This is a genomic window from Streptomyces sp. TLI_053, assembly GCF_900105395.1.
Taxonomy (GTDB): Bacteria; Actinomycetota; Actinomycetes; order Streptomycetales; family Streptomycetaceae; genus Kitasatospora.
Genome location: NZ_LT629775.1, coordinates 644,922 through 668,053 on the forward strand (window position 1 = coordinate 644,922; position 23,132 = coordinate 668,053).

Genomic DNA, 23,132 nt, shown 5'->3' on the forward strand with positions numbered 1-23,132 from the left:
GGACGCCGGTTCCCGGGCCGAGAGTGAGCGGCATCGCCTGATCGTCCGACAGGCGCACTGGAAGGGATGACCGTGAAACACATCGCAGCCCTGCGCGGCCTCGCCGTGGCCGTGCTCGCACTCGTCGCCTTCGACCTGCTGCCCGCACAGGCGCAGGCCGTCGACTCGACCACCTGGATCCAGCGCAACCTGGTCGGGATCGGCTACCTGGCGAGCGGCGGCGTCGACGGCGACTACGGCCCGGCCACCACGGCCGCCGTCCGCAGGTTCCAGGGCGACAACGGGCTCGACGAGGACGGCGCCTACGGCCCCAGGACCGAGCTCGCCCTCCACAACAAGGTCGCCGAGGTCCAGCGCGCGACCGGCTCCGGCGCCGACGGGGCCTACGGCGCGGGGACGACCTCCTCGGTCGCCGCCTGGCAGCGGGCGCACGGTCTCGGCTCCGACGGCATCGCCGGGCCCGCCACCATGAACGCGCTGGGGATCGCCCGGACGGTGCGGATCAGCGCGCAGTGGAAGTTCCCCGCCCTCGGCTGGAGCGTGAGCGGGCAGTTCGGGTGCCTGGAGCAGATCTACACCCACGAGAGCGGCTGGAAGGTCTACGCGACCAACCCCTCGTCCGGTGCGTACGGAATACCCCAGGCGCTGCCGGCCACCAAGATGGCGTCCGCCGGGTCCGACTGGCAGACCAACCCGGCCACCCAGCTCACCTGGGGCCTGAACTACATCAAGTCGCGCTACGGCGACCCGTGCTCGGCGTGGAGCTTCTGGCAGTCCCACAACTGGTACTGAGCGGCACGCGGGCCGCGCACGGACCAGCACACGGCCGCGCACGGATCCACCTCGATCGGCGCACGGCCGCGGACAGAGCGGGCAGGGCTCCACCCCGGGCGGGGTGGGGCCCTGCCCGTGTCGTCGCTACACGCCGCCGCCGGGAAGGGTGCCGCCGGGCAGGATGCCGCGCCGCAGCTCCCGTCCCTGGACGACGGAGCGCGCCAGACCCGCCGTCAGGGCCAGTGCCAGCACGGTCAGCGACCACAGAGCCACCTGCCGGTGGTCCGGCGAGGCCGGCTCCCCCTCGCCCGGCGTGCCGGAGCGGCCGGCAGTGCCCGGTGCGGCGGCCGGGGTGCGGCTGGCCTCCGCCTGGCTCCACAGTTCCAGCAGGTGCCGTTCGTCGGCCTGGCACACGGCGGCGATCCGCTCGACGGCGTCACGCGGCGGGAACTGCTTGCCGTTCACCCATCGCTCCCACGAGGACTTCGCGTAGTGGGTGTGCTCACTGATCCGGGCGTAGGTGAGGCCGGACGAGGACTTCAGCGACTGAAGCTCCTCGGAGAGCCGGTCGACAGCGCCCTTCTGCGCTTCGCCGGACGGAAGAAGACGGTCCATCATGTGTATCCCCCAGGTGGTTCCAGTGCGTTCGAGGACGCGTGACGGAGCCGGGTGCCGTACCGCACTCCCGCCGGCCGGTCCCCACGGGCCGTACCGGTCGCCCGGCGGCCGAGCCCGCCCCCGCGGTGCGCCCTCCCGCAGCACGGCCCTCCCCGGGTCACGTACTGCGTACCTGATCCACTCTGTCCCATTCCCGGGACGAAGATCCACAATTTTCCGGACTTTGGGACGCGTACGACGTATGCCACCGTCCTGAGCTGCGGTTTGAGACACCGTCACCTCGCGATGTGAGACACGGCCTTCGTGGAAGGACGCCGTGGGACACCGTCGCCGCCCGCACTGCGGAGCCGGTGCGCAGCACTCCTGACCAGGCACGACGAATCCGGCTCCGTCCCCGGCCGGCACACCCGGGAGGGAGGGCGTCCCAGGGACGCGAAACGTTCGCGGGACGCCTTCGGGGCTTCCTAGTGTCGGCAACCGGCGGTCGTTCGGCCGCCCTCACCCACCTCTCCCAGGAGCCCCACCATGTCCGTGTTCCCGATCATCAAGCGCGCCGCCGTCGTGACGGCCACCGCCGCCGTCGCGGTCACCGTTCTCGCGGGCACCGCCAGCGCACGGCCCTCGGCCGGCGAGATCGCCTACGGCGACCGCGGGACCGGCGTCAAGTGCGTGCAGCTCGCGCTGAACGCCTCCCTGCACTCCGGCCTCCAGACGGACGGAATCTGGGGTGCCCGTACCGAGAGCGCCGTGCGCCAGTTCCAGAAGGCCAACCACCTCGACGTGGACGGGATCATCGGCGTCCAGACCGGCTCCCAGCTGCTGGAGATCATCGTCCACAACGAGCACGACTGGGGCAACACCTGCTGGGAGAACCTGCCGACCTGGTAGCCCGGCCCGGCCCCGGCCGTTCCCGGGGCCGTCCGTTCCCGGGGCCGTCCGTTCCCGGGGCCGTCCGTTCCCGGGGCCGTCCGTTCCCGGGGCCGTCCGTTCCCGGGGCCGTCCGTTCCCGGGGCCGTCGGTCGACGGTGGCTACCGGTCCCCTCGACCTGCCCGTCCTCCCCTCCTCTCCTCCCCTCGTCCCCTCAGCAGAAGTGAGGAACTCCCGTGAAGCGCTTCCCGGCCGCAGTGGCCGCGGTCTTCGCCGCCCTCCTGGCAGCCGTGCTGTCCGTCCCCGCCGCCCATGCCGCGAGCTGGCCCGTCGTCCGCAGCGGCGACCAGGGCGCCAAGGTGTCCACCGTCCAGTACCTGCTGAACGCCCGTGGCTACGCGACCGGCGCCGACGGCGCGTTCGGTCCCGCGACCGAGGCCAAGGTCAAGAGCTTCCAGAGCGCCAACGGCCTGAGCCCGGTGGACGGCGTGGTCGGCGGCGGCACCTGGCCGAAGCTGATCGTCACCGTCCGCCAGGGCGACAACGGCGACGCCGTCAAGGCGCTCCAGGTCCAGCTGAACGCCCGCGGCGCCAACCTCTCCGTGGACGGTGCCTTCGGTGCCGGCACCGACTCCTCGGTGCGCGGCTTCCAGCAGTCCGCGGGCCTGAGCCCGGTGGACGGCATCGTCGGCCCCGCCACCTGGTCCGCCCTGCTCTCCGGCGGGGGCGGCGGCACCGGCGGCGGCACCGGCGACGTGCTCAGCCAGTCCCAGGCCGCCTCGCTGCTCTCCTCCGCGGGCATCACCTGGTCCTCCTCGGGCAACTGCTCCAACCGCAACAGCAGCAGCTGCACCTCCTTCGACGGCCTGCGCCGCGCCTCGGCGGACGGCGCCGTCGCGCTCAAGCACGCCGTGGGCGGCTGCGGCCTGACCATCACCGGTGGCACCGAGACCGGCCACGCCGCCGGTACCTACAGCCACGCCAACGGCTACAAGCTGGACTTCGCGATGGTGAGCTGCCTCACCAGCCACATCACCGGCAACTTCGCCTACAGCGGCATCCGCGGCGACGGCGCCGCCCTCTACACCGCCCCCTCGGGCAACGTCTACGCCAACGAGGGCAACCACTGGGACGTGACCTTCACCGGCTGACGGCCGGCCTGCACGACCGCACCCCGAGGGGCACCGGACACATCCGGTGCCCCTCGGGGCTTCGAGCACTCCCGAGCAGGAGCAGCGGTTCGTGCGGTGCCCGGACGTCGTTGGCCGTCCACCGTCCCGGCTTCGCCACCCGCTCCGACCGGTCGACGGCCGCACAGCCGGTTCCGGGGCTCCGACACCACAACGACCGGGGATCTTTGAGGCCTGGTCAGTTGTTCCCCTGAAACGGGCGAGCCTGCTCTCGTACAGTGGGGCGACCTGCTCGTGACGGGCGGCCGCGGTTCAGGGCGAGGGGAGAACGAGTGGCGCAGCACGGGGGCCGCGGACCGGCCGAACCGGCCGGGGACCCGACGACGCTGGTCGAGGCCGTGCGGCTGGTCCTCGCCCAGGTCGAGGACATTCACGGTGTCCCCGTGACAAGCGTCCTCGTCGGCGACTGCCCGCTCGACGAGAGGCTGGCCGGGCTCGCACTGGCAGCGCGCGAGGCGATGGTCAACGCTGCCAGATTCGGTGGCAGAGGGGCCGTGTCGGTGTACTGCGAGGTGACGGCCGGCACGGTCTTCCTTTCGGTGCGGGACCGAGGGCCGGGATTCGATCCGGCTTCGGTACCCGATGACCGGACGGGCATCCGGGAATCGATCATCGGCCGAATGCGGCGGCACGGCGGAACAGCCCGGATACACGCGCCGTCGGACGGCGGTACGGAGGTCCAGCTGGAGATGGACACCGCCGTGGGCGATTCGGCGTCAAAGGCCTTGGCCGCGACAACGTCGGATTTCCTGACCTGGAATGCCTTTGTCTCCCACAGTCGCGCGACAGAGCGGCAGAATCGGCAGAGCAGGCAACGTGACCGGGCACAGCGGCAGGAACGTGTGCACCGAGCCGAACGGCAGGCGGAATTCTTCGCCGTGATTGTGCTCCTCTGGCTCGCGACAGCCGGCTACTACGTCGCCGTCCATGCCACGCACAACGTGCTGGAGAGCCTTGGGCAGCAGCGGTTCAGCCCGTCGGACACGGCGCAGATCATCACAGCGGTCGGCGGACTGATGACAGCGACCGGACTCAGCGTCGCAGGGATACTGAAGGCGCTCGCCCTCCTTGTGCACGCACGTGCTGACATGGTCCGCGCCCGCGAGGGTCTCCCGTCGGCGGGGCGGTCGGCGGTGCCTGACGACGGCGACCCGACCGGAAGCGGCCGGACGGACTGAGCAGGCGCCGGGACGGGTCGGCCCCGCCCCGCGGCCGGGCGGCCTGGCTCGCGTACCGCGCGGCCGGCTGTGCGGCCGGGGCGTGGGGCAGGGGCGGTGACCGGTCCACGGGCGGTCGGCACAGGTGTCCTTGGCCCTCGACCGGCCGCGCCGGGCCGGACGGCGGCCCGGCCGGAGAGGTCGGCGGGCGGCCTGTCGGGCGCCGCCGCGGCGGTCGGGGCGCCGCGGCGGCGGAATCAGGAGGCCGGGTTGTGACCGTCGGCCTGTACGGCATAGGCCTGCCACTCCCGCGGGGAGACCCCGTAGGTCTCACGGAACGCCCGGCTGAAATGGGAGTGGCTGACGAAGCCCCACCGGTGCGCGACGGCGGAGACGCTGGTCTGCCGCCGGGAGGGACGTTCCAGCTCCCGGCGACAGGCGTCCAGGCGCCGCTGCCGTACCCACTGGCCCACCGTCGTCCCGTCCTGCTGGAACAGCTTGTGCAGGTAGCGCACCGAGATGTGCTGCGACCGGGCGACCGAGTCGGGCGAGAGGTCCGGGTCCGCGAGGTTGTCCTCGATGTGGGCGCGGATGCGGGACAGCAGCTCGGCCGCGCCGGTCGGGTGCTCCGGCTGTTCCCGTTCGAGCAGGTCGGTCACCAGGACGGCGACGATGTCGGAGACGCTGCGCGCGAGGTGGTTGCCCGGCCGGGCGCGGTGGGCCCGGGCCTGGGTGGTGAGGGTCCGCAGGAACTGGGAGGCGAGCGAGCCGATCCCCTCACTCCCCCGCGCCAGCAGCCCGCCCGTACGCCGGACGTCACCGTGCCGGACGCCCAGGTAGAAGCAGGGGATGCGAAAGCGGACCATCCGGCATTCGGAGTCCTGCAGCAGGCCCGCGGGGTGCGGGGTGGTGCCGATCAGGAGGTCCCCGGGCGCCAGGGTGGTGCTGTCGCCCCGGCGCCGGACGGAGGCCGTGCCCCGGACGTGCAGGACGACGTAGAGGCAGTCCCCGGGATCGGTTCCGGGCGGCGGGGAGAGGATGTCGATGCAGCTGCCGCCGCCGTCGCGGACGGCCTGGTCGAGCTGGTGGTGCTCGTTCTCGGACATGGGTGAGGGACCCGACTGGCTCACGGGAGACTCCGACCGGTTCGTTTGGTTCTGTGCGGGTGCAGGAAGCGGGTGCGGGAGGGGGTGCGGGAGGGGGTAGCGACTGGAGCGCCTCCTCCCCGGGACAGGCGCGCCGATTCGACTTCTTCATGATCAATGGCTTCCTGGCGCCATTCATACAAGGAGCAAAACCGGATGGACAAGGCTTCGACGGACGGAGGACCACGCCGTTCCGTCCGGCCTCGACCGCAGTCTCCCCGGGCAGCGCCGGCCCCCTGGAGGAGGCTGTTCGCACGACCCCACGGACGGATCCGGAGCTGATCAAATGGCCTTCGGCGTCGTGGAGTTCGAGCCTGCCACAGGCTGCTCGCACCGACCGGCACGGTCCCCCCGGAGCGCCGGTCTCCGGCCTCGCGGGCGAGGCCGCACGACCAGGAGGAACCCGAACCCCGCCCCGCGTACCGGGTGAACGGTGCGCGCACCGCACATCGCGGTGCGCCTCCGGAACATCCGCACCGCCCCGGCCCCCTAGGCTGGGCGGCGAATCCGCCTCACCTGTGCGACGGCAGCTCCCGGGGCCCGGGGCGGGAGCACCACACCGCCTGCCGCATCGGCTTCCCCACTGCCCGGCGGGCCCCGTCCGACCGGACACCGCAATCGCCGGACACCGCCCCGTGGCGGCCCCCGTCACCCGCGCGGGCCCGGCGCCGGCACCCGTAGCGCGACCCCGACACCGACACCGACCCAGGAGATTCCATGCCCGCCCCCCAGCCGCTGCCCGGCTCCCGGCCCCACTCGGAGGCGATCAGCACCGAGATCCTCCTCGACGCCCGGCTCGTCCTGGGCGAGCACGAGTCCGTCGACGTCCCCGTGCGCTTCGGTTACCGCAGCGACGACCCGCTCGCCGTCGCGCTCACGTTCCTGGGGCCCGCGGCCGACGCCGGCGTCTGGCGGTTCTCCCGCGACCTGTTGTGGGAAGGGCTGCAGAGGCCCAGCGGCTCCGGCGACGTCCGGGTCTGGCCGCCCTGCACCTGCCACGGCCGCACGGCCCTTCGCGTCATGCTCCGCAACCGCGAGGACGTCGTCCTCCTCGACCTCCCGCCCCGGCAGCTGCGCCGTTGGCTCCGCCGGGAGACCTTCGCGCTCGTCCCCCCGGGCACGGAGGCCGGCACGATCGACTGGGACACCGAGCTGGAACGCCTCGCCGGTTGATGTCCGGCTGACGTCCGGTCACCGCCCGGCACGCGCCGTGCTCGGTCCACGCTCGGCGTCCGCGCTCGGCCCGTGCTCAGCCCGTGCTCAGCCCGTGCTCAGGTCGTCGCTCAGTTCGTCGCTCAGTTCGTCGCTCAGCTGACTGCGGGAGGTGATCCCGAGCTTCGGGAAGATGCGGTACAGGTGCGCGCCGATCGTCCTCGGCGACAGGCTCAGCCGCCGTCCTATCTCCTTGTTGGAGAGGCCCTGCGCCGCCAGCCCGGCGATCTGGATCTCCTGGGGCGTGAGAAGGTCCCGGCCGGTCCGGTTCGGCCCCGTGCTGCCCTCACCCGCCGAACGCAGTTCCTGGGACGCCCGTTCGCGCCAGGGCTCCACGCCCAGTGCCGCGAAGGAGTCCCGGGCGATCCGCAGCGGGGTCCGGGCCTCCATCACCCGGCGACGGCAGCGCAACCAGGTGCCGTGGGCGAGCATGAGCCGGGCGCGGACGAAGGGCGCGCGGGACATGTCCAGGTCGAAGGCCGCCCGGTACCGTTCCTCGGCCTCATCGTCGTCGGCGAGCAGGGCGTGGGCGAATCCCAGACTCACCCGGATCATCTGCACCTCGCTCGTCCCCGCGAACGTGACGACCTGTCGAAGGGCGGCCTTCGCCGTCGCGCGACGCTCGTCGCCGGTGGCGGCCTCGGCCAGCTCCGCGATGGCCATGGTCTGCATGAACGGGTGGTAGGCGGGATCGGCCGGGTCGAAGACCCGCCAGACGCAGGAGAAGGCCTCGGCGTGCCGCCCGGCGGCGAGGGCGACGAGGCCGCGCGCGATCTGGATGTACGCGAGCTTGGAGGGGTCGACCACGGTCAGCCCCTGGCCCTCCGCCTCGCCGATCGCGAGCAGCGCCGTGTCAAGATCCCCCCGCAGCGCCGCGAACTGCGCCTGCGCCACCCGCGCTCCGGTCAGCCAGCGCGGCTGCGCGGTCTCCTCGGCCAGCCGCGCCGCCTCGGCCGCCGCCGGAAGTCCGGTCTCCCGGTCGACGGTGTGCACGGTGGCGAGGGCGAGCAGCACCAGCGTCTTGGTCAGCGGGCCCCGCCGCCCCTGCCGGCGCAGTCCGTCCGCCGCCTGGCGGGCGAATCCGCTGACGTGGTCGAACCCGTTCACCATGATCGCGGCGTTACCGAGGGTGGCGGCGGTCAGGGCGTCGTAGCCGCCCTCGCGTTCGAGACGCCGCAGCCGGTCGATCACCGTCGCCGCCGCCTCCAGCGGGGCGGCCCCGGCCAGCGTGCACACCAGGTCGGGGTGGAGTTCCGGGACGGGCAGCCGTTCGGCGGCCGCCACGACGCGTTCCCGCAGTTCCCGCCCCGGGTCGGACCACCAGCAGCGCCACGCGGCCACGCGCAGCAGGCGCAGCGCGAGTTCGGGATCACCGGCCCCGGCGGCCTGCTCCGCCGTGGCGATCAGCAGGTGTATCCGGGACGTGCTCGTGTCGGACTCCGACTCCAGCCATTCGCGCAGCAGGACCACGCGGGCCCGCTCCCGCACGTCCGGGCCCAGAGATTCGGCCTGCTGCAGCAGAGCCGACACCCGGTCCGCCTGGCCGAGTTCGAAGCACAACTCGGCGGCGTCGAGGAGGCGGGCCACGCTTCCCGAGGGGGACTCGCTCAATGCGGTGGCGCGTTCCAGCGCCGTCAGGGCCACGGCTGCGGCACCACGCTCCCTCGCGCCGAGCGCGGCTCGGACCAGTTGCCGTGCCACGGCTTCGTCGGGACGGCCGCCGGCCGCGGCCCGGTGCCACGCCTGCCGGTCGGGCTGTTCGTCGAGGGTCCGGGCGAGCGCCCCGTGGGCGGCGAGCCGGTCCGCGAACAGGGCCGAGGCCAGGACGGCGGAGCGCAGCAGAGGATGGGTGAAGTCGATGCGGAACCGGTCGATGCGCACCAGGCCCGCGGCTATGGCGGGTTCCAGGGCACGTGCGGCGATCCCGGTGCCGGTCATGGCCGAAGCCGCGGCGAGGACCTCGGCGAGCGAAGCGTCGTCGGCGGTGGCCGCCACCAGCAGCGCGTGGCGGGTGTCGGACGGCAGGTCGGCCAACGGCGAGGAGAAGGCGCGCCGGAGTCGGGCGGTGAGAGGAAGCTCCGGCGTCATCGCCGACTCCGTGGACGTCCCGCCCGCCCCCAGGGTGAGGGGGAGTTCGGTCAGCGCGAGGGGGTTGCCGGCCGACATCGCCGCCACGAGGCGGCGTGTCCCCGAAGGGAGGGCGGGGTGGCGGGCGTCCAGCAGGGCGTCGGCCGCGACCGGCGCCAGGGGCCCGAGGCACAGTTCGCGGATGCCGGCGGCACCCGGCCACACCGTACGGTCCTCCCGACCGGCGAGGAGCAGGCCGAGGGGCTCGGTGCCGAGACGGCGCGCGAGGAACCCGAGCACGTCCAGGGTCGGCGGGTCGAGCCACTCGGCGTCGTCCACGACCAGCAGCACGGGTGTTTCGGCCGCCGCCTCGCCGAGCAGGCCGAGGACGGCCAGGGCGATCATGAAGAACCGGGGCGCGGAAGCGCCGGGCGGCGGCTCCTCCCCACGTTCCTCCGCATGCTCCGCCCTTCGTTCCTCCGTACGCTCCTGCCCACGGTCCTCCCCACGTCCTTCCGCGCGCTCGTCCATGCCGAAGGCGCCCAGCAGCGCCTTCGCCTGGGCGGCGGGGAGTCGCGGGAGGCGATCCGTCAAGGTCCGGGTCAGCTGGTGCAGCCCCGCGAACGGCAGCCGGCTCTCGGCCTGCACACCCACTGCCCTGAGGACGGTGCACCCGGAGTTCCGGGCCCGGGCGGCGGCGTGGTCCAGGAGGGCGGACTTGCCGGTCCCGGGGCCCCCGTGGATCAGCAGCGCGTCGCCGTGCCCGGGCAGGGCGTCGACCAATGCGTCGACGGCCGCCAGCTCCTCCTCCCGACCGAACAGGGTAGTGCCTGACATCCGATGTTCCTCTGCGCCTCTCGCCACTGCTCCGACCTGGACCGATGCAGTGTAGGCGCACGCGTTGCACAGCCCGAATGCGCTGAGAGTCATGTGTCCGGCGACACACCGACCGCAGTCGCCGCACAGTCATCCTGTCGCCGACGTAAGTCATCCCGTGTCCCATGCTGGATGCCATGCCGACGGAGGGAGAGGACTCATGACGGACGACGGAAACAGGGTTCGCCGCTCCGGCCGGGCCGCCTCCATCGCCCCCGACCGGGCCGCCTCCGTCGCCCCCTTCCCCGTGACCGTGGCGGTCGCCCCGGACGGGACCCCGGCGGACCCGGGCCGGACGAGGACCCGGCGGCTCGGCCACCTGCTCTTCATCACGACCGGGGCGGCTCCGCGCTGCCGCACCTGTGGCGCGCCGGAGATCGCGCGTGGCGGACGGGAGGTCGGCGGCCCCGGCGCGCGGGAGCTCACCGCCCGTGACGCGCGGGAGACCGTCGCCCCTGACTCGCAGCAGGCCGAGGGGTACTTCGTGGTCGCGGTCGTGGGAGCCGGCGGTGCCGTGGTGCGCCAGGACGGCCGGACCGCCGAGGTGCCCGCGGGAGCGGTCACCTTCTGGTACTCCGAGGCCCCCCACCGGGTCGACCCTCCGGACGGCGTGGACGTCAGGGTGTGCGTGATCCCCCGCCGCGCCCTCGGCGTCCCGGACGAGCAACTGCGGCGGGTGACGGCCACCGTCGCCGACACCAGCGGCCCGGTCGCAGCCCTGGTCGCGCAGTCCCTGCTGGCCCTGGCCGAGACGGCCGGCGACTGCCCCGAACTCGTCACCGGCCGCCTGGCCCGCAACTTCACCGATCTGGTGGCCGTTCTGGTCACCGCGCAGACCGCCCCCGGCGCGCCGGCCGAGGAGGACTCCCGGTACCACCGGATCCAGGAGATCCACTCCTACATCGACCGGTACCTCCAGGACCCGGGGCTCGACCCGAAGACGATCGCGGCCGCGCACGGCATCTCGGTCCGCTCCCTGCACAAGCTCTTCGAAGGGGAGGACGTCACCGTCAGCCGCCTGATCCAGCGCCGCCGGCTCCGGGCGACCGCCCGGGAGCTCGCACGCCGGGACGGCCGCCGCAGCACCGTCTCAGCCGTGGCCCGGCGCTGGGGCTTCACCGACCCGGCCCACTTCAGCCGCGCCTTCCGTGCCCGGTACGGCATTTCACCGAGCCAGTACCGCGACACCCGCGGCCCGGTGTCCTGATGCCCCCTCACTCCGAGAGGACCCAAGTGTCCACGCCCCTCTCCAGCACGCCCCTCTCCACCACGTCCCTCTCCCCCTCCGACCGGGCGGAGCGCTGGCACGAGGCGGTCTCCCACGCCTTCGTCCCGATGGCCGTGAACCTCCTGGAGAAGGTTCCGTCGCCCGGCCGGATCGTCGGCCACCGGCTGGGCCCCGTACGGATATCGAGGGTCCAGGCCGGCCCACAGGTGGTGGCGCGCGGCAGGCGCATGATCGCCGACGGCGACCCCTCCTCGCTCATCCTCACCCTCCAGGAACGCGGCACCGCGCTCAAGGAGCAGGACGGCCGGGAGACGCTCGTGCGCCCCGGCGAGTTCTCCCTCACCGACACCTCCCGCGTCTTCCGCAAGAGGATCGACGAGGAGTTCGTCTTCACCTCCTTCCTCTTCCCCCGCGCGGAACTCGACATCCGGGAGACGGACCTGCGGGCGCTCACCGCGACGACCTTCAGCGGCACCGAGGGCAGCGCCGCGCTGGTGGCGACCTATCTCTCCCGGATGGCGCAGGAGGCCGAAGGACTGGACGAGGCCCTCGGGCGCCGCGCCGCGGCCACGGCGCTCGACCTGCTCGCGATGCTCATCGACGACCGGGGCGGACGTGCCCGGCCGCAGGACTCGCGGACCGACGCCTCCCTGGAGCGCGTCAAGGACCACATCCTGCGCAATCTCCGCGATCCGGACCTCTCACCGTCCTCGATCGCGGAGGCGAACTTCATGTCGGTCCGCTTCCTCCACAAGCTCTTCCAGCGCGAGGGCGTCACGGTCGGCGGGTGGATCCGGACGCAGCGGCTGGAACGTTGCGGCCGGGACCTCCTGCGGCCGGTGGCCGGCGAGGTCGGGGTCGCGGGGATCGCCCGGCGCTGGGGCTTCGCCAACTCCAGCCACTTCAGCCGCGCCTTCCGCGCCGCCTACGGCATGTCACCGAGGGACTGGCAGATCGGCGACAGGTCCGCGTGAGCGACCTTCCGCGACCGCACGCCCGGACAACGCGGCCTGCCCGGATCGCACGGCCCGACGGGATCACGCGGCTTGCCCGGATCGCACGGCCCGCCGGGTTCGCACCGAAATCCCGGACCGGTCGGCCGACTTCGCGACGATCGTTCGTCACCGGACCGACCGGCGCGGGAATCAGCCATTCTGCGGGTGCCGAGGACGCGGGGACCGACGGCGCGTCAAAGTGAAGGAAAGCCGTAGGGGCATCAGCCGGACCGTGAGTTCCGTGTGCGGCGCCCCGCAGGACGGTTCGATGTTGCACGGGTGCGTGAACCGGCCCTTTCGGCGGGCCGGGTTCTCTCCTGCCGTCTGTTGCCCCGGGAGCCTCAGCATGAGTTCCATGTCGTCGTTCTTCACACAGGCCGGAAGCTTCGGAAGCGCGGTGTCCGGGGGTGTGGATCCCCGTACCGGCCTGTTCAACGTCCGGATCGGACTGGGGAACCCGGTCGGCAATCGCAACCTCGGACCGTCGTTCCCGCTGACCCTCGGATACTCGCCGCTCACCAGCGCCGACGTGGGCCTGGGGCAGGGGGTTTCGCTGGGACTGACCACCTTCGACCGGGCCGCTCGGCTGCTGACCCTCTCCTCCGGCGAGCAGTACAAAGTGCTGGAGACCGACACCGATGTCTTTCTGATGCAGAAGAAGCTCGACACGGTTCGGGTGACGAAGGACGACGATTCCTACCGCGTGGTGCACAAGTCCGGTGATGTCGAGATCCTGACCGGGCCGGACAACGGATTCGATCTCAAGGTGCCCACGGCACTGATCACGCCCGCCGGACATTTCCTGAGTCTGACGTGGGATTTCGGTGACGGTCCCCTCCCGCGGCTGCAGGAGGTCCGTGACGAGAGCGACAGCCTGCTGACCGTGGAATACGGCGACGACGTCAAGGCCACCCTGAACGTCCTGCCCGACCGGTCCGAGGGATTCCGCGTCGAGCTGCGGTTCCGGAACAACCTGCTCTCCGAAGTGCTCCACGTCGGGCCCGGCGCGGACGAGCCGCTGGTGTGGAGCCTCTCGGCCGAGCCGATGGGGCCGGAGGGCGTCTGGGGGTCGTGGATCACCGCGGTGAGCACGCCGGGCGGGATGTCCGAGACGGTCTCCTACCGGCAGGACGAATCCGGCCACCGGTTCCCGGACTCCGCGGGCCTGCCCGCCCTGCCCTGCGTGGACCGGTACGTCCGGGCCCCCGGCGGCGGGCAGCCGCAGATCGAGGTGGAGTACGACTACACGGACACCAACTTCCTCGGTGGCCACTCCGGCGCCGCCTGGGACCCGGACCAGGACACGCTCTACGGGGTCATGACCGACTACTCCTACGGCTCCACCGAATCGGTCACCTGCGGCGGCTCGACCACGACCACCACCCGCTCGTACAACAGCTACCACCTGCTGACGGACGAGACGACCGGCCGCAACGGCTCCTCCCGGCACGTCCGGACGGACTACTACGCCACCGCCGGTCTCCCGTTCGACGAGCAGGACGAGCGGTTCCAGCTCCCGAGGACGCACACGGTCACCTGGACCGGACCCACCGGAGCGACGCGCAGCGAGGTCACGCTGACCGGATTCGACGAGGCGGGCAATCCGCAGAGCCGGACCGATCCCGACGGAGCCCGGACGGACTGGGAGTACTACCCGCCGGGCGGGAGCGGAGCGGACTGCCCGCCCGACCCCCACGGCTTCACCCGGTGGCTCAAGGACGTCACCCGCACCCCGCCGCCGACCGGCTTCGACGCGCCGGTCCACCGGACGGCCTACGCCTACACCGCCTGTTCGACGCCCGACGCGCGGGTGCCCACCGTGGTGCTGAAGTCCTCGGAGCGGCGGTACGCCGACGGCCGGCTCCTGCAGCGGGACGACTTCGCCCACAGCACCTCGGGCCCGGAGTTCGGCCGCCTCACCGGGGTGGACGAGGCCGAGTTCCCGGACGGCGAGGGCGGCGCGTCGTACACCGCCTCCCAGACCTTCGCGTTCCGGACGGACGGCGAGGAGCTCGTCCAGACCCACACGCTGACGACGCACGACCGCCTCACCGTCACGCGCTCGCAGCGCCGTTCGCGGTTCACCGGGCGACTGCGCTCGGCCACCGACCCGCAGGGAAACGTCGTCGCGACCACCTACGACGGCCTGGGACGCCCACTGACCCGCACCACCGGGCCGGACACCCCGTACGAGGCGACCGAGAGCTGGAGCTACGAGGTCGGCACCTCCGCGCCGTTCGTGGTGACCTCCACCGACGCGCTCGGCAACCAGCAGCGCACGAGCTTCGACGGAGCGGGCCGGCCGGTCCTGGGCGAGCGCCGGGACACCGACGGCGACGGCGGCTGGTGCACCGTCCAGCGGACGGCCTACGACGAGCAGGGCCGGACGTCCTCCGCCACGGCGGCGGACCACCTGCCCGGCGGGGGCGGCCAGGTGGTCGATCTGACCCAGACGTACACCTACGACGACTGGGGCCAGGTGTCGGGCAGCGCCTGCAGCGACGGCACCGGCCGGACCGCGGCGACGGATCCCGTCGCGCTCACCACCACGGTGCGGCACCTGGGCGGCGGCTCCCCGGTGACCGGTACCTGGGTGACGACGCACGACCTCCGGGGCGAGCCGGTCGCGATGGAGCGGTTCGACCTCCGGGGCGTGTCGGCGGGCCGGCGGGTGCTGGAACGCGACGGCTGGGGCCGGCTGCGCCGCGCGACCGACGAGGCGGGCCGCACCACGAGCCACGACTACGACGCCCACGGCCGGCCCACCCGCACCACCCTGCCGGACGGCACGGTCACCACCCGCGGCTACGCGCCGTTCTCCTCCGACAGCCTCAGCACGGGCCTCACCGTGGGCGCGGTGCCCTACGGCACCCAGGAGTTCGACGGCCTGGGCCGGTCGACGGCGGCGAGCTCCGGCGGCCGCACCTGGTCCTACCGGTACGCCCGGGACAGCGACCCGCTGCCCGCCGTGGTCACCGCGCCCGACGGGCAGCAGGTCTCCTTCACGTTCGTGCCGGAGCTCGACAACGCCGTCTCCGCGGTGCGGGCCGGGACCGTCACCCAGGCGCTCGGCCACGACCCGCGCTCCGGCGTCCTGACCAGCGCCCAGGAGGGCGAGGTCACCGTCACCCGCGAGTACACCGCCGCCGGCCTGCCGCGCACGGAGACCACCGCCCGGTCCGGGCACCCCGACGCCGTGGCCGGCTGGAGCTTCACCCTGGGTGGACTGGAGCACGACTACGTGGGGGTGGACGGTTCCGCCCGGCGGACCACGCGCGACCTCCACGGCCGGATCACCGCCGTCACGGACCCGGCCGTGCGGGTCCTGCCGAGCTACGACAGCGCGGGCCGGGCGACCGGGTGGACCGCCGAGGACCAGCAGTCCGGGTACGCGCTGACCACGACGCTGACTTTCGACGACTTCGGCCGCGAGGTGCTCCGCGCGACGAGCGACAACCTGGGCGGCACCTGGTCGCTCGTCCAGCACTGGCAGGACGACGACCTGCTCGGCCGCCGGACCTTCTCCGACGGCGCGAACCTGCTGCGCGACGAGACCTTCACCTACGACAGCCGCAACCGGCTCGCCACGTACACCTGCGACGGCCCGGCCCCGCCCACCGACGTGGACGGGAACGAGGTCGTGGGGCAGACCTTCGCCTACGACGCCTTCGGCAACGTCACCCAGTGCCGGTCGCGGTTCACCGACGGCTCCGGGACCGCGACGTACCTGTTCGAGAACCCGTCGGACCCGTGCCAGCTGACCGCCGTCCGGCGGACGGGCGGCAAGGGGCCGTCGCGGACCGACCTGGGCTACGACGCCGCCGGACGGCTGACCACCGACGACGCCGGCCGCAGTCTCGGCTACGACGCCCTCGGCCGGCTGCGGTCCGCGGGCCCGGCGAGCCGGTACGGATACGATCCGCTCAACCGCCTGTTCACCCAGGAGGCCGGCGGGGGCACCGACGTCCGGTACTACCGCGGCGAGGCCCTCGCGGCGGTGGTCGAGGACGACCGGCCGGGCCGTCTGGTCCAGCTCGCCGACGGCACCTACGTGGCGCAGGTCCGCCGGGGATCGACCGGGCTCCTCGCCACGGACGGCACCGGGACGGTGCGGCTGGCGGCCGGCGCCGACGGCCGGGAGCAGTACGCCTTCACCCCCCACGGCCAGCGTCCCCCCGGGGCGACCGGCAGCCTGCTGGGCTTCGCCGGCCAGCCGTGCGACCCGGTCACCGGCGCGCACCACCTCGGCAACGGCACCCGGGCGTACAACCCGGCCCTCCTGCGGTTCAACACCCCCGACACCCTGAGCCCCTTCGGCGCGGGCGGCATCAACCCCTACCTGTACTGCGAGGGCGACCCGGTCAACCGGATCGACCCCTCGGGCCACCTGAGCTGGCAGGCCTGGCTCGGCATCGGCCTGGGCATCGCGGGCCTCGCCCTGACGGTGGTCACCGGAGGCATGGCGATCGCCGCCGCCGGCGGCGTCATGGCCGCGATCGGCGCCGCCTCCGCGACCACGCTCGTCGTCGGCACCCTGGGTGTCGCCTCCGACGTCACCGCCATCGTCGGAGGCGCGCTGGAGACGGCCTCGCCCAAGGCGTCCTCGATCCTCGGCTGGGTCTCGCTCGGCGCCGGGGCGGCCGGGCTGGCCGCGGGCGGCCTGGGCTTCGCCCGCACGGCGGCCGGGCGCGCCCCGGCACTCTCCGGAGGGGCGGCGCGCGGTCTCGCCCTGCCGGAGGAGGCGGGCGGGGCGTCCGCCCGAGCGCTGGAGCCGCCCGCTGTCGGCCCCGGTCTGCTCGGCCGGCCGATGATCCGGCCGGGCCGGCGGATCTGGAGCTTCCAGTCCGTGGAGAACGCCAGGGGCGAACGGGTGTGGGTCAGCCAGGACCCGGTCAACGGCACCATGGTCGAGGACGTCGCCCGGGACGCGCTGAAGCGCGGGAAGCGGGTCCACATCCTCAGCGGAACGCACGGCGACCCGCTCGGCGCCAGGACCGTCCGCCACACGGAGTACGGCTTCTTCGTCGAGGACCTCGGCCGGACGCCCCGGACGCTCAGGAGGGCGCCGAACCGGCCGCTGCGGACGACCTGGGCGAACCAGGTGTACGTCCACAACACCCCCGACCTGACGATCGACCGGATCGGGGAGATCCTCAACAGCGATCCGGGGTGCGAGGTGATCGCGGCCTTCTGCTTCAGCCGCAACGACGACCTGGTCCGGGAGTTCCTCGGCCTGGAGGCCACCTACTCCTACGTGCCGCGGCGACCGCGCCCGGCCCACTGAGCGCCGTCCGGGACCGCCCCGGCCCCCGCAGACCCGCACCGGCCCGCACGAACGAAGGAGACGACTGTGCCCATCTGGACGAACGTGTCGAAGCTCTCCGTGGTTCTGGAGAGCGGCGAGCAGAGCTGCGACGTCTACGCGAACGGTCAGAACATGATCGGCGTGACGATCGACATCACGCCGGTCGACGAACACGGCAAGAGCATCGAGGTCGACCCCAAGGACCTGGTCGCCAATCTCTGGCTCGTCGACTACGTCGACGGGACGAAGCTCAACTGGCGCGGCAGCACGGGCTGGGGCTACACGGACGTCGCCAACGACTTCGTCGCGGTCCCCGGCCGGTCCGGCGAACGCCCCGGGACGTCGACGGCGGACCAGGGCGCCCAGCAGGTCAAGTTCTACGTCTACTGCCAGCCCGGGGCGAATCCGAAGTCGATCGGCGTGCGCGTCGTGACCGATGCCGGGAACACCGTCACCAGCTCCCAGGACGGGAGCTTCCACAGCAAGGTCGCGCTCACCCCCAGGGCGGCCGTGACGTACATGCTGGGGGACATCACCTGGAACTACTCGCGCGCCACGACCCAGTTCGGCGACGACACCACCGACGTGACGACGGACGCCTGGAACTACTACCTCTCCCTGAACGTGCCGGGCAACTACTTCGTCACCTTCCGGGTGCACGGCCACTACAGCGACGACGGTTACGACGGACTCGTCGCGTACAGCATCCCGTCCGGGCGCGACGACTTCTACGGCGCCTACATCTGGTACCAGGAGCCGCACGACTCCGCGTACTACTCCGAGGACGACGGCGGCAGCCTGGGGCAGATCGTCGACTTCCCCGAGGGCAACCTGTGGTCGGACTGGGCGTGGATCTACGACCGGGAGTACCCCGGGCGCTACCTGTGCTGCACCTGGGTGCACGCCACCACCGGCGGCGACGGCTGGGTCATCCCGAACGGACCGCTGACCGCCTGGTCGGCCTGGTTCACCTCGCGCATCGTCGCCTGGGACCGCTACGGCAACAAGGGCACGTTCTGGCTGAAGGGGTCCGACATCACCAGCGCGCTCAAGCTCTACGACCACGTGCCGTAGGCGCCCGGCCGGCCCGGGGCGGGGCGCCGCGCACCCGTGGCCGGCCTGCCGGCCGCGGGTGCGCGGCGTGAGCGGGTCGGTGCGGTAGGCAACGCTGCCGACGGACAGTCAGAACAGCTGCGTGAAGCCCGGGCGAGAAATGCTCGTACATTCCCCGCCTCAGCACGGGGAACACGATGCTCGCCGGGGATCCGGCCGCCTCCCCGGACGCCCTCTGCCCCTTGCGCCGGAGCACCACGCAGGCACTCGGCTCGGTCCTCACGGCGCCACGCCGCCCCCGGCACCTCCGCTGCCCGGCGACCTCCCGGCCGGCCCGCCGGCCGAACGAGTGAATCCGGCGACGGATCCGCGCCTCTCGGGCGCCCCGCTCACGACGGCGCCCGCCGGCACCTCGAGCAGAGCCGGGAGACCGCACTCGAACGGGCGCTCGCCGTCTGCGCACTGGGCTCCGCCCCCCTGTCGGACCCCCGCCCGGCCGAGCGGAAGAGGTACTGGCGCGTGGCTGCGAGTGTTCGAAATGTCCCTGTTCGACCCGGGCTCGCCCGGAGGAAATCCGGTTGAAGGGCCGATTCGAACAGCTTCATCATCAAGTCACCTCGATCCCCGACCGGCCATCCAACTCATCTTCCCGATGCCGTACTTGCCGCGCCCGGATGCCGATGTCCGGCTCCCCGCGCTCGAACACCGTCCACACCCGCCGGCCTTCGTGGAGCCCCCCACCGACCCGGCCGCCGAGTTCACCTCCCCCGGCCGTCCGGCCGTGCCCGCCCACGACACAGAGGAGCCTGCTCAGTGATCGACTTCGGCCGACTCACCCACCTCGCCGACCCGAAAGCCCCACCCTGTCTCCAGTCCTACCTGCCACTGCTCGCCGACACGGTCGGCCCGGCCTCCGGAAGGAACGCGTGAATCCGCTCGACAACACCCAGCGCCCGGGCGACACCGTGCTCTACCCCGCCCACGCGCTCCGCGAGATCACTCGCGGCAGCACCCTGTCCACCGTCGGCCGGCCCGCATGACCACGCCCCGCCCGCCCCGCCCCCCGGGGACGCCGACCGGCTGCTGCGCGACGCGGCAGGTCCCTACGAGCCGCCGGGCGTGCGCTCCCTCCCACGACCGCGCCCGGCACCTGAGCGTCGGGGAGATCGTCGACGAGAGCGGGCGCCGCCTCTTCGCCGAACGCCGCTCGGCCTCGGACGGGCCCCGGCCCTGCTTGCCGCCGACGCCCGTCGCGGCTCGCCGTCACCATCGCGCTACCCGGAACCCCGGCCATCAGCACCGACGTCACCACGGTCGACCGCACGACCCGAACCACGATATGTGAACGCCCCTTTTCCTCCTACCGGTTGGAGCTCCCATGCAGTCCCTGCGTCAGGCCGTCTGCGTCATCGTCCACGACGAGAGGACCAACAAGGTCGTTTGTGTGCACTACGCCAACGACACCTGGTCCGCCGTGCCCGCCTGGACCGTCCCCGGTGGCAAGGTCGAGGAGGGCGAGCGCCTCGACGAGGCCGCCGCCCGCGAGCTGCGCGAGGAGACGGGCCTGGCCGTCGACGCCGATGAGCTGCGCCTGGTCCACACCGTCCAGGTCAAGGCCGGGTGGGACGGCCAGGGTCCGTTCCTGCTCTCCGTGTTCGCAGCGACCTCCTGGCAGGGCGAGCTGACGAACGCCGAACCGGACAAGCACCTCGCCGTCCTCTGGACGGACGCCGGAGCGCTGCCCACCCCGATGTTCCCCACCTCGCACGCCGCCCTCACCGCCTACCTCGCGGGCGACCGACGGGGGTTCTCCACCCACGGCTGGGACAGCTCCGTCGACCCGCGCGCCCTGGTCGGCGCCTGAGACACCTGCCACCGCCACCGATGCCCTTGGAGTACACGATGCCCGACCGGAAACGACTGCACGCCGCCGCACGCGAAGTCCGGGACGCCTACGACCGGCTCAACGACCAACGGCTCGGACGGCGGTGGGACCTCACCGACTACGCGCTCGGCTTCGTGGGCGACGTCGGCGACCTCGCGAAGCTGGTCATGGCCCACGAAGGTCACCGCACCGACGTGAGGGCCGACCGCGAGGCCATCGCCCACGAACTGTCGGACTGCCTGTTCTCCCTCCTCGTGATCGCGGAGGCGACCGGCATCGACCTCGAAGCGCGGTTCCCCGCCGACATGGCCACCCTCACCACACGGGTCCGCGCACAGCTGACCGCCGCCGAGCAGCCGTCTCCCACCTCACCGCCGTCCGCACCGTCCGCATGACGATCCACGAAGGAGAACGATGGAACGGTTCGTACCGAAGTGGCAGGGGCAGGACTGGCCCGCGGGTGGCGCCCGGGCGCTGCACGTCTACGCGGTACCGGACCTCGCGGCCCATCCCGAACTGGCCGAGCTGGTCGGCGAATCCCACAAGGCCATGGCCGCCTTCCCGATCATCCCGATGACCAGCACCCTGCACTGCACCGTGGAGATGGTGGCCGACACCACCAGTGACAGGATCACGCCTGCCGAACGCTCGACCCTGGCGGAGGCGCTGCACCGCCACCTCGCCGGCACCGGCCCGATCCGGGTCACCGTCGGCAGCCCCGTCGCCACCAGGGCCGGCGCCTACCTCGACTGCCATCCCGACGACGAACTGGTCGCCCTGCGCCGCCGCGTCCGCGACGCCATCAGCGAGACGCGCGGGCCCGGCGCGCTCCTCCACGACGGCGGGCGCCCCCACCTCACCCTCGGCTACGCCTTCGACACCGCGTCCTCGGACGCCCTGCAGACCGAACTGCGCCGGATCTCGCCCAGCCACGCCCCGCTCGGCATCGGCGGTGTCGAACTGCTGGACGTCCTGTGGCACCCGCGGCCCGGCCCCGACGGCCGGCCCGCTTGGGAGCTGTCGTGGGAGCCCGTGGCGACCGTCCCGCTGCGCGGGCAGCGTCCGGCCGGCTGACATCCGGTGCGGGTCCGGCCGGCCGGTCGACAGGGACGCCGGCGGCGGCTCCGGACCGATCCGGCGCCGTGACCGCCGAGAGGACCCTCGGCAGTCACCGGGCCACCCGATGTCCGAACGGCCGAGCCGTCAGGGCGCGATCGGCAGCTGCCGCTTGTGCTCGGTGAGCCGGTAGCGGCGGACGATCGTGGCGAACGCCTCCTCCGACACCGGCTTGCCCTCCAGGAAGTCGTCGATCTCGTCGTAGGTCACGCCGAGCGCGTCCTCGTCCGGCAGGCCCGGCTTCAGCGTCTCCAGGTCGGCGGTCGGCGTCTTCCAGACCAGCGCGGCCGGCGCGCCCAGCGCGTCCGACACGGCGCGCACCCGGCGCTTGGTCAGCCCGGTCAGCGGCACCACGTCCGCCGCGCCGTCGCCGAACTTGGTGAAGAAGCCGGACACGGCCTCCGCCGCGTGGTCGGTGCCCACCACCAGACCGTCGTGCGCGCCGGCCACCGCGTACTGCGCGATCATCCGCTGCCGGGCCTTGATGTTGCCCTGCACGAAGTCCTCGTGGTGGGCGTCCCGGAACCGCGTCCCGCCGACCCGCACCGCGTCCAGCGTGGCGTCGCTCGCCGCCTTCACGTCGACCGTGAGCACCTGGTCCGCGCGGATGAACTCCAGCGCGAGCTGGGCGTCCGCCTCGTCCGCCTGGGTGCCGTACGGCAGGCGCATCGCGTAGAAGGTCGCCTCGTGCCCGGCCGCCCGCGCCCGCTCCACCGCCAGCTGGCACAGCCGGCCGGCGGTCGTCGAGTCCACGCCGCCGCTGATGCCCAGCACCAGCGACCGCAGGCCGGTCGAGGTCAGCCGCTCCGCCAGGAACGCCACCCGCCGCTCGATCTCCACCGCCGCGTCGAACTCCGACTCCACCTGGAGTTCCCGCGCGATCTCCCGCTGCACAGCCGCCACGTCGCTCACGACCTGCTCCTCACTAGACCCACCGGCCCCCGTTCACCGGACCGGCCCCCAACTCTAGATGAGCCCCCGGACCGCCCACGGCCTCCCCCGCCACTCACTCCTCCCGGGCCGCCACCCGAGCCGCCACCACGGACGCCACCTGTGCCGCGCACCACGCGATCGGGTGGGTGCCGGTGTCGACCGTGAGGTCGTAGTCGATGCCCCCGTGGACGGCGAGCGCCTGGGCGGCCGCCATGCCCTCCGCGCGGTCGCCGCGGGCGGCTTCGCGGGCGGCGGCAACCTCGGGGGCGCAGTGCACCCCGACCCAGAGCACGTCCAGGCCGTCGAGGGCGTCCCGCCAGCGCTGCTGGGAGGCCGGGCCGCCGAGGAAGACGTCGTCGACGACGACGCGGGCGCCGGCCCGGGCCATGGCGGCGATGCCGTGGGCCCAGGCCGTGTCGAGCAGCCGGAAGGTGTCCCCGACGGTGACGGTCTCGGTTTCGACCGCGATGCCGTCGGCACCGTCCCGCAGCCTGGCGGGCAGGGCGTCGACAAGGATGTCGACACCGAACGCGAGCCAGGCGCCGGGCAGGAGCTCCTGGAGCGCCCGGGCGAGCGTGGTCTTGCCGGAGCTGGAGCCTCCGTTGAGGACGATCACCTGTGTACGCACAGGACGCAGCCTACGGCGGGGCGCCGAACGCAGGGAGCGGGGACCATCGCCTCGAGGGGCCGGGACGCGACTGTCATATGTA

Annotated in this window: 16 protein-coding genes and 2 pseudogenes; 13 read left to right on the forward strand and 5 right to left on the reverse strand. The window is 72.9% G+C overall.

From position 1 onward, the window contains the following. Positions 1–72 precede the first annotated feature (72 nt). The gene (locus tag BLU95_RS02410) at positions 73–792 is read left to right on the forward strand and encodes an aggregation-promoting factor C-terminal-like domain-containing protein (protein WP_197698700.1); all 720 of its coding nucleotides are present in this window, start codon (positions 73–75) and stop codon (positions 790–792) included. 126 nt (positions 793–918) lie between these two features. Here BLU95_RS02410 and BLU95_RS02415 read toward each other — a convergent pair whose 3' ends face one another. Further along, positions 919–1,392 carry a helix-turn-helix domain-containing protein gene (locus BLU95_RS02415; protein ID WP_093858446.1) on the reverse strand — a complete coding sequence of 158 codons (474 nt, stop codon included), beginning with the start codon at positions 1,390–1,392 and terminating at the stop codon, positions 919–921. 525 nt (positions 1,393–1,917) lie between these two features. Here BLU95_RS02415 and BLU95_RS02420 point away from each other — a divergent pair. The 4 genes and pseudogenes from BLU95_RS02420 to BLU95_RS43665 all read left to right on the forward strand — a co-directional run. Further along, positions 1,918–2,280, forward strand: a complete 363-nt coding sequence (locus BLU95_RS02420; protein ID WP_093858447.1) for a peptidoglycan-binding domain-containing protein — start codon at positions 1,918–1,920, stop codon at positions 2,278–2,280. A 339-nt stretch (positions 2,281–2,619) separates the two neighbouring features. Next, positions 2,620–2,763 (forward strand): annotated as a pseudogene (locus tag BLU95_RS45470) (peptidoglycan-binding domain-containing protein); the annotation flags it as partial. Beyond that, positions 2,749–3,411, forward strand: a complete 663-nt coding sequence (locus BLU95_RS02425) for a peptidoglycan-binding domain-containing protein (protein ID WP_353653579.1) — start codon at positions 2,749–2,751, stop codon at positions 3,409–3,411. The pseudogene BLU95_RS45470 and the gene BLU95_RS02425, both read left to right, overlap by 15 nt. A gap of 341 nt (positions 3,412–3,752) precedes the next feature. Continuing rightward, positions 3,753–4,151: pseudogene (locus BLU95_RS43665) on the forward strand (sensor histidine kinase); the annotation flags it as partial. 713 nt (positions 4,152–4,864) lie between these two features. On the opposite strand, the gene BLU95_RS02435 reads toward BLU95_RS43665, so the two are convergent. Further along, positions 4,865–5,713, reverse strand: a complete 849-nt coding sequence (locus BLU95_RS02435; protein WP_093858450.1) for a helix-turn-helix domain-containing protein — start codon at positions 5,711–5,713, stop codon at positions 4,865–4,867. Positions 5,714–6,469: 756 nt separating this feature from the next. On the opposite strand from BLU95_RS02435, the gene BLU95_RS02440 reads away from it, so the two are divergent. Further along, positions 6,470–6,925: an SsgA family sporulation/cell division regulator gene (locus BLU95_RS02440; protein ID WP_093858451.1), complete on the forward strand. Its 456-nt coding sequence runs from the start codon at positions 6,470–6,472 to the stop codon at positions 6,923–6,925. An 87-nt stretch (positions 6,926–7,012) separates the two neighbouring features. Here BLU95_RS02440 and BLU95_RS02445 read toward each other — a convergent pair whose 3' ends face one another. Continuing rightward, positions 7,013–9,868 (reverse strand): ATP-binding protein, encoded by a 2,856-nt coding sequence (locus BLU95_RS02445; protein WP_159424733.1) that lies wholly within the window; start codon positions 9,866–9,868, stop codon positions 7,013–7,015. Between the two features lie 199 nt (positions 9,869–10,067). Here BLU95_RS02445 and BLU95_RS02450 point away from each other — a divergent pair, with 199 nt between their 5' ends. The 7 genes from BLU95_RS02450 (at position 10,068) to BLU95_RS02480 (ending at position 21,447) form a co-directional block, all read left to right on the forward strand. Beyond that, positions 10,068–11,114, forward strand: coding sequence for a helix-turn-helix domain-containing protein (locus BLU95_RS02450; RefSeq protein WP_107452458.1), 1,047 nt, complete (start codon positions 10,068–10,070; stop codon positions 11,112–11,114). Between the two features lie 26 nt (positions 11,115–11,140). Continuing rightward, entirely contained in the window at positions 11,141–12,109 is a 969-nt protein-coding gene (locus BLU95_RS02455) for an AraC-like ligand-binding domain-containing protein (protein ID WP_231978220.1), read from the forward strand. A gap of 367 nt (positions 12,110–12,476) precedes the next feature. Next, positions 12,477–17,414: an RHS repeat-associated core domain-containing protein gene (locus BLU95_RS02460; protein WP_159424734.1), complete on the forward strand. Its 4,938-nt coding sequence runs from the start codon at positions 12,477–12,479 to the stop codon at positions 17,412–17,414. 66 nt (positions 17,415–17,480) lie between these two features. Next, a complete protein-coding gene (locus BLU95_RS02465; RefSeq protein ID WP_093858456.1) occupies positions 17,481–18,509 on the forward strand; it encodes a hypothetical protein in 1,029 nt (342 codons plus the stop codon). A gap of 1,357 nt (positions 18,510–19,866) precedes the next feature. Continuing rightward, a complete protein-coding gene (locus BLU95_RS02470; RefSeq protein WP_093858457.1) occupies positions 19,867–20,352 on the forward strand; it encodes an NUDIX domain-containing protein in 486 nt (161 codons plus the stop codon). A 38-nt stretch (positions 20,353–20,390) separates the two neighbouring features. After that, entirely contained in the window at positions 20,391–20,768 is a 378-nt protein-coding gene (locus BLU95_RS02475; protein WP_093858458.1) for a nucleoside triphosphate pyrophosphohydrolase family protein, read from the forward strand. A 19-nt stretch (positions 20,769–20,787) separates the two neighbouring features. After that, positions 20,788–21,447 carry a 2'-5' RNA ligase family protein gene (locus BLU95_RS02480; protein WP_093858459.1) on the forward strand — a complete coding sequence of 220 codons (660 nt, stop codon included), beginning with the start codon at positions 20,788–20,790 and terminating at the stop codon, positions 21,445–21,447. 129 nt (positions 21,448–21,576) lie between these two features. On the opposite strand, the gene nadE is transcribed toward BLU95_RS02480, so the two are convergent. Both nadE and BLU95_RS02490 read right to left on the reverse strand, forming a co-directional pair. Next, a complete protein-coding gene (gene nadE / locus BLU95_RS02485; protein ID WP_093858460.1) occupies positions 21,577–22,401 on the reverse strand; it encodes an NAD(+) synthase in 825 nt (274 codons plus the stop codon). 94 nt (positions 22,402–22,495) lie between these two features. Beyond that, positions 22,496–23,050, reverse strand: coding sequence for a chloramphenicol phosphotransferase CPT family protein (locus BLU95_RS02490; RefSeq protein ID WP_093858461.1), 555 nt, complete (start codon positions 23,048–23,050; stop codon positions 22,496–22,498). Positions 23,051–23,132: the final 82 nt, after the last annotated feature.

What these genes read in the sequence shown, in the direction of transcription:
- BLU95_RS02415 (WP_093858446.1), bottom strand. Translation starts at nt 1,392, where the DNA reads ATGATGGACCGTCTTCTTCCGTCCGGCGAAGCGCAGAAGGGCGCTGTC.
- BLU95_RS02420 (WP_093858447.1), top strand. Translation starts at nt 1,918, where the DNA reads ATGTCCGTGTTCCCGATCATCAAGCGCGCCGCCGTCGTGACGGCCACC.
- BLU95_RS02435 (WP_093858450.1), bottom strand. Translation starts at nt 5,713, where the DNA reads ATGTCCGAGAACGAGCACCACCAGCTCGACCAGGCCGTCCGCGACGGC.
- BLU95_RS02440 (WP_093858451.1), top strand. Translation starts at nt 6,470, where the DNA reads ATGCCCGCCCCCCAGCCGCTGCCCGGCTCCCGGCCCCACTCGGAGGCG.
- BLU95_RS02445 (WP_159424733.1), bottom strand. Translation starts at nt 9,868, where the DNA reads ATGTCAGGCACTACCCTGTTCGGTCGGGAGGAGGAGCTGGCGGCCGTC.
- BLU95_RS02450 (WP_107452458.1), top strand. Translation starts at nt 10,068, where the DNA reads ATGACGGACGACGGAAACAGGGTTCGCCGCTCCGGCCGGGCCGCCTCC.
- BLU95_RS02460 (WP_159424734.1), top strand. Translation starts at nt 12,477, where the DNA reads ATGAGTTCCATGTCGTCGTTCTTCACACAGGCCGGAAGCTTCGGAAGC.
- BLU95_RS02470 (WP_093858457.1), top strand. Translation starts at nt 19,867, where the DNA reads ATGCAGTCCCTGCGTCAGGCCGTCTGCGTCATCGTCCACGACGAGAGG.
- BLU95_RS02475 (WP_093858458.1), top strand. Translation starts at nt 20,391, where the DNA reads ATGCCCGACCGGAAACGACTGCACGCCGCCGCACGCGAAGTCCGGGAC.
- BLU95_RS02480 (WP_093858459.1), top strand. Translation starts at nt 20,788, where the DNA reads ATGGAACGGTTCGTACCGAAGTGGCAGGGGCAGGACTGGCCCGCGGGT.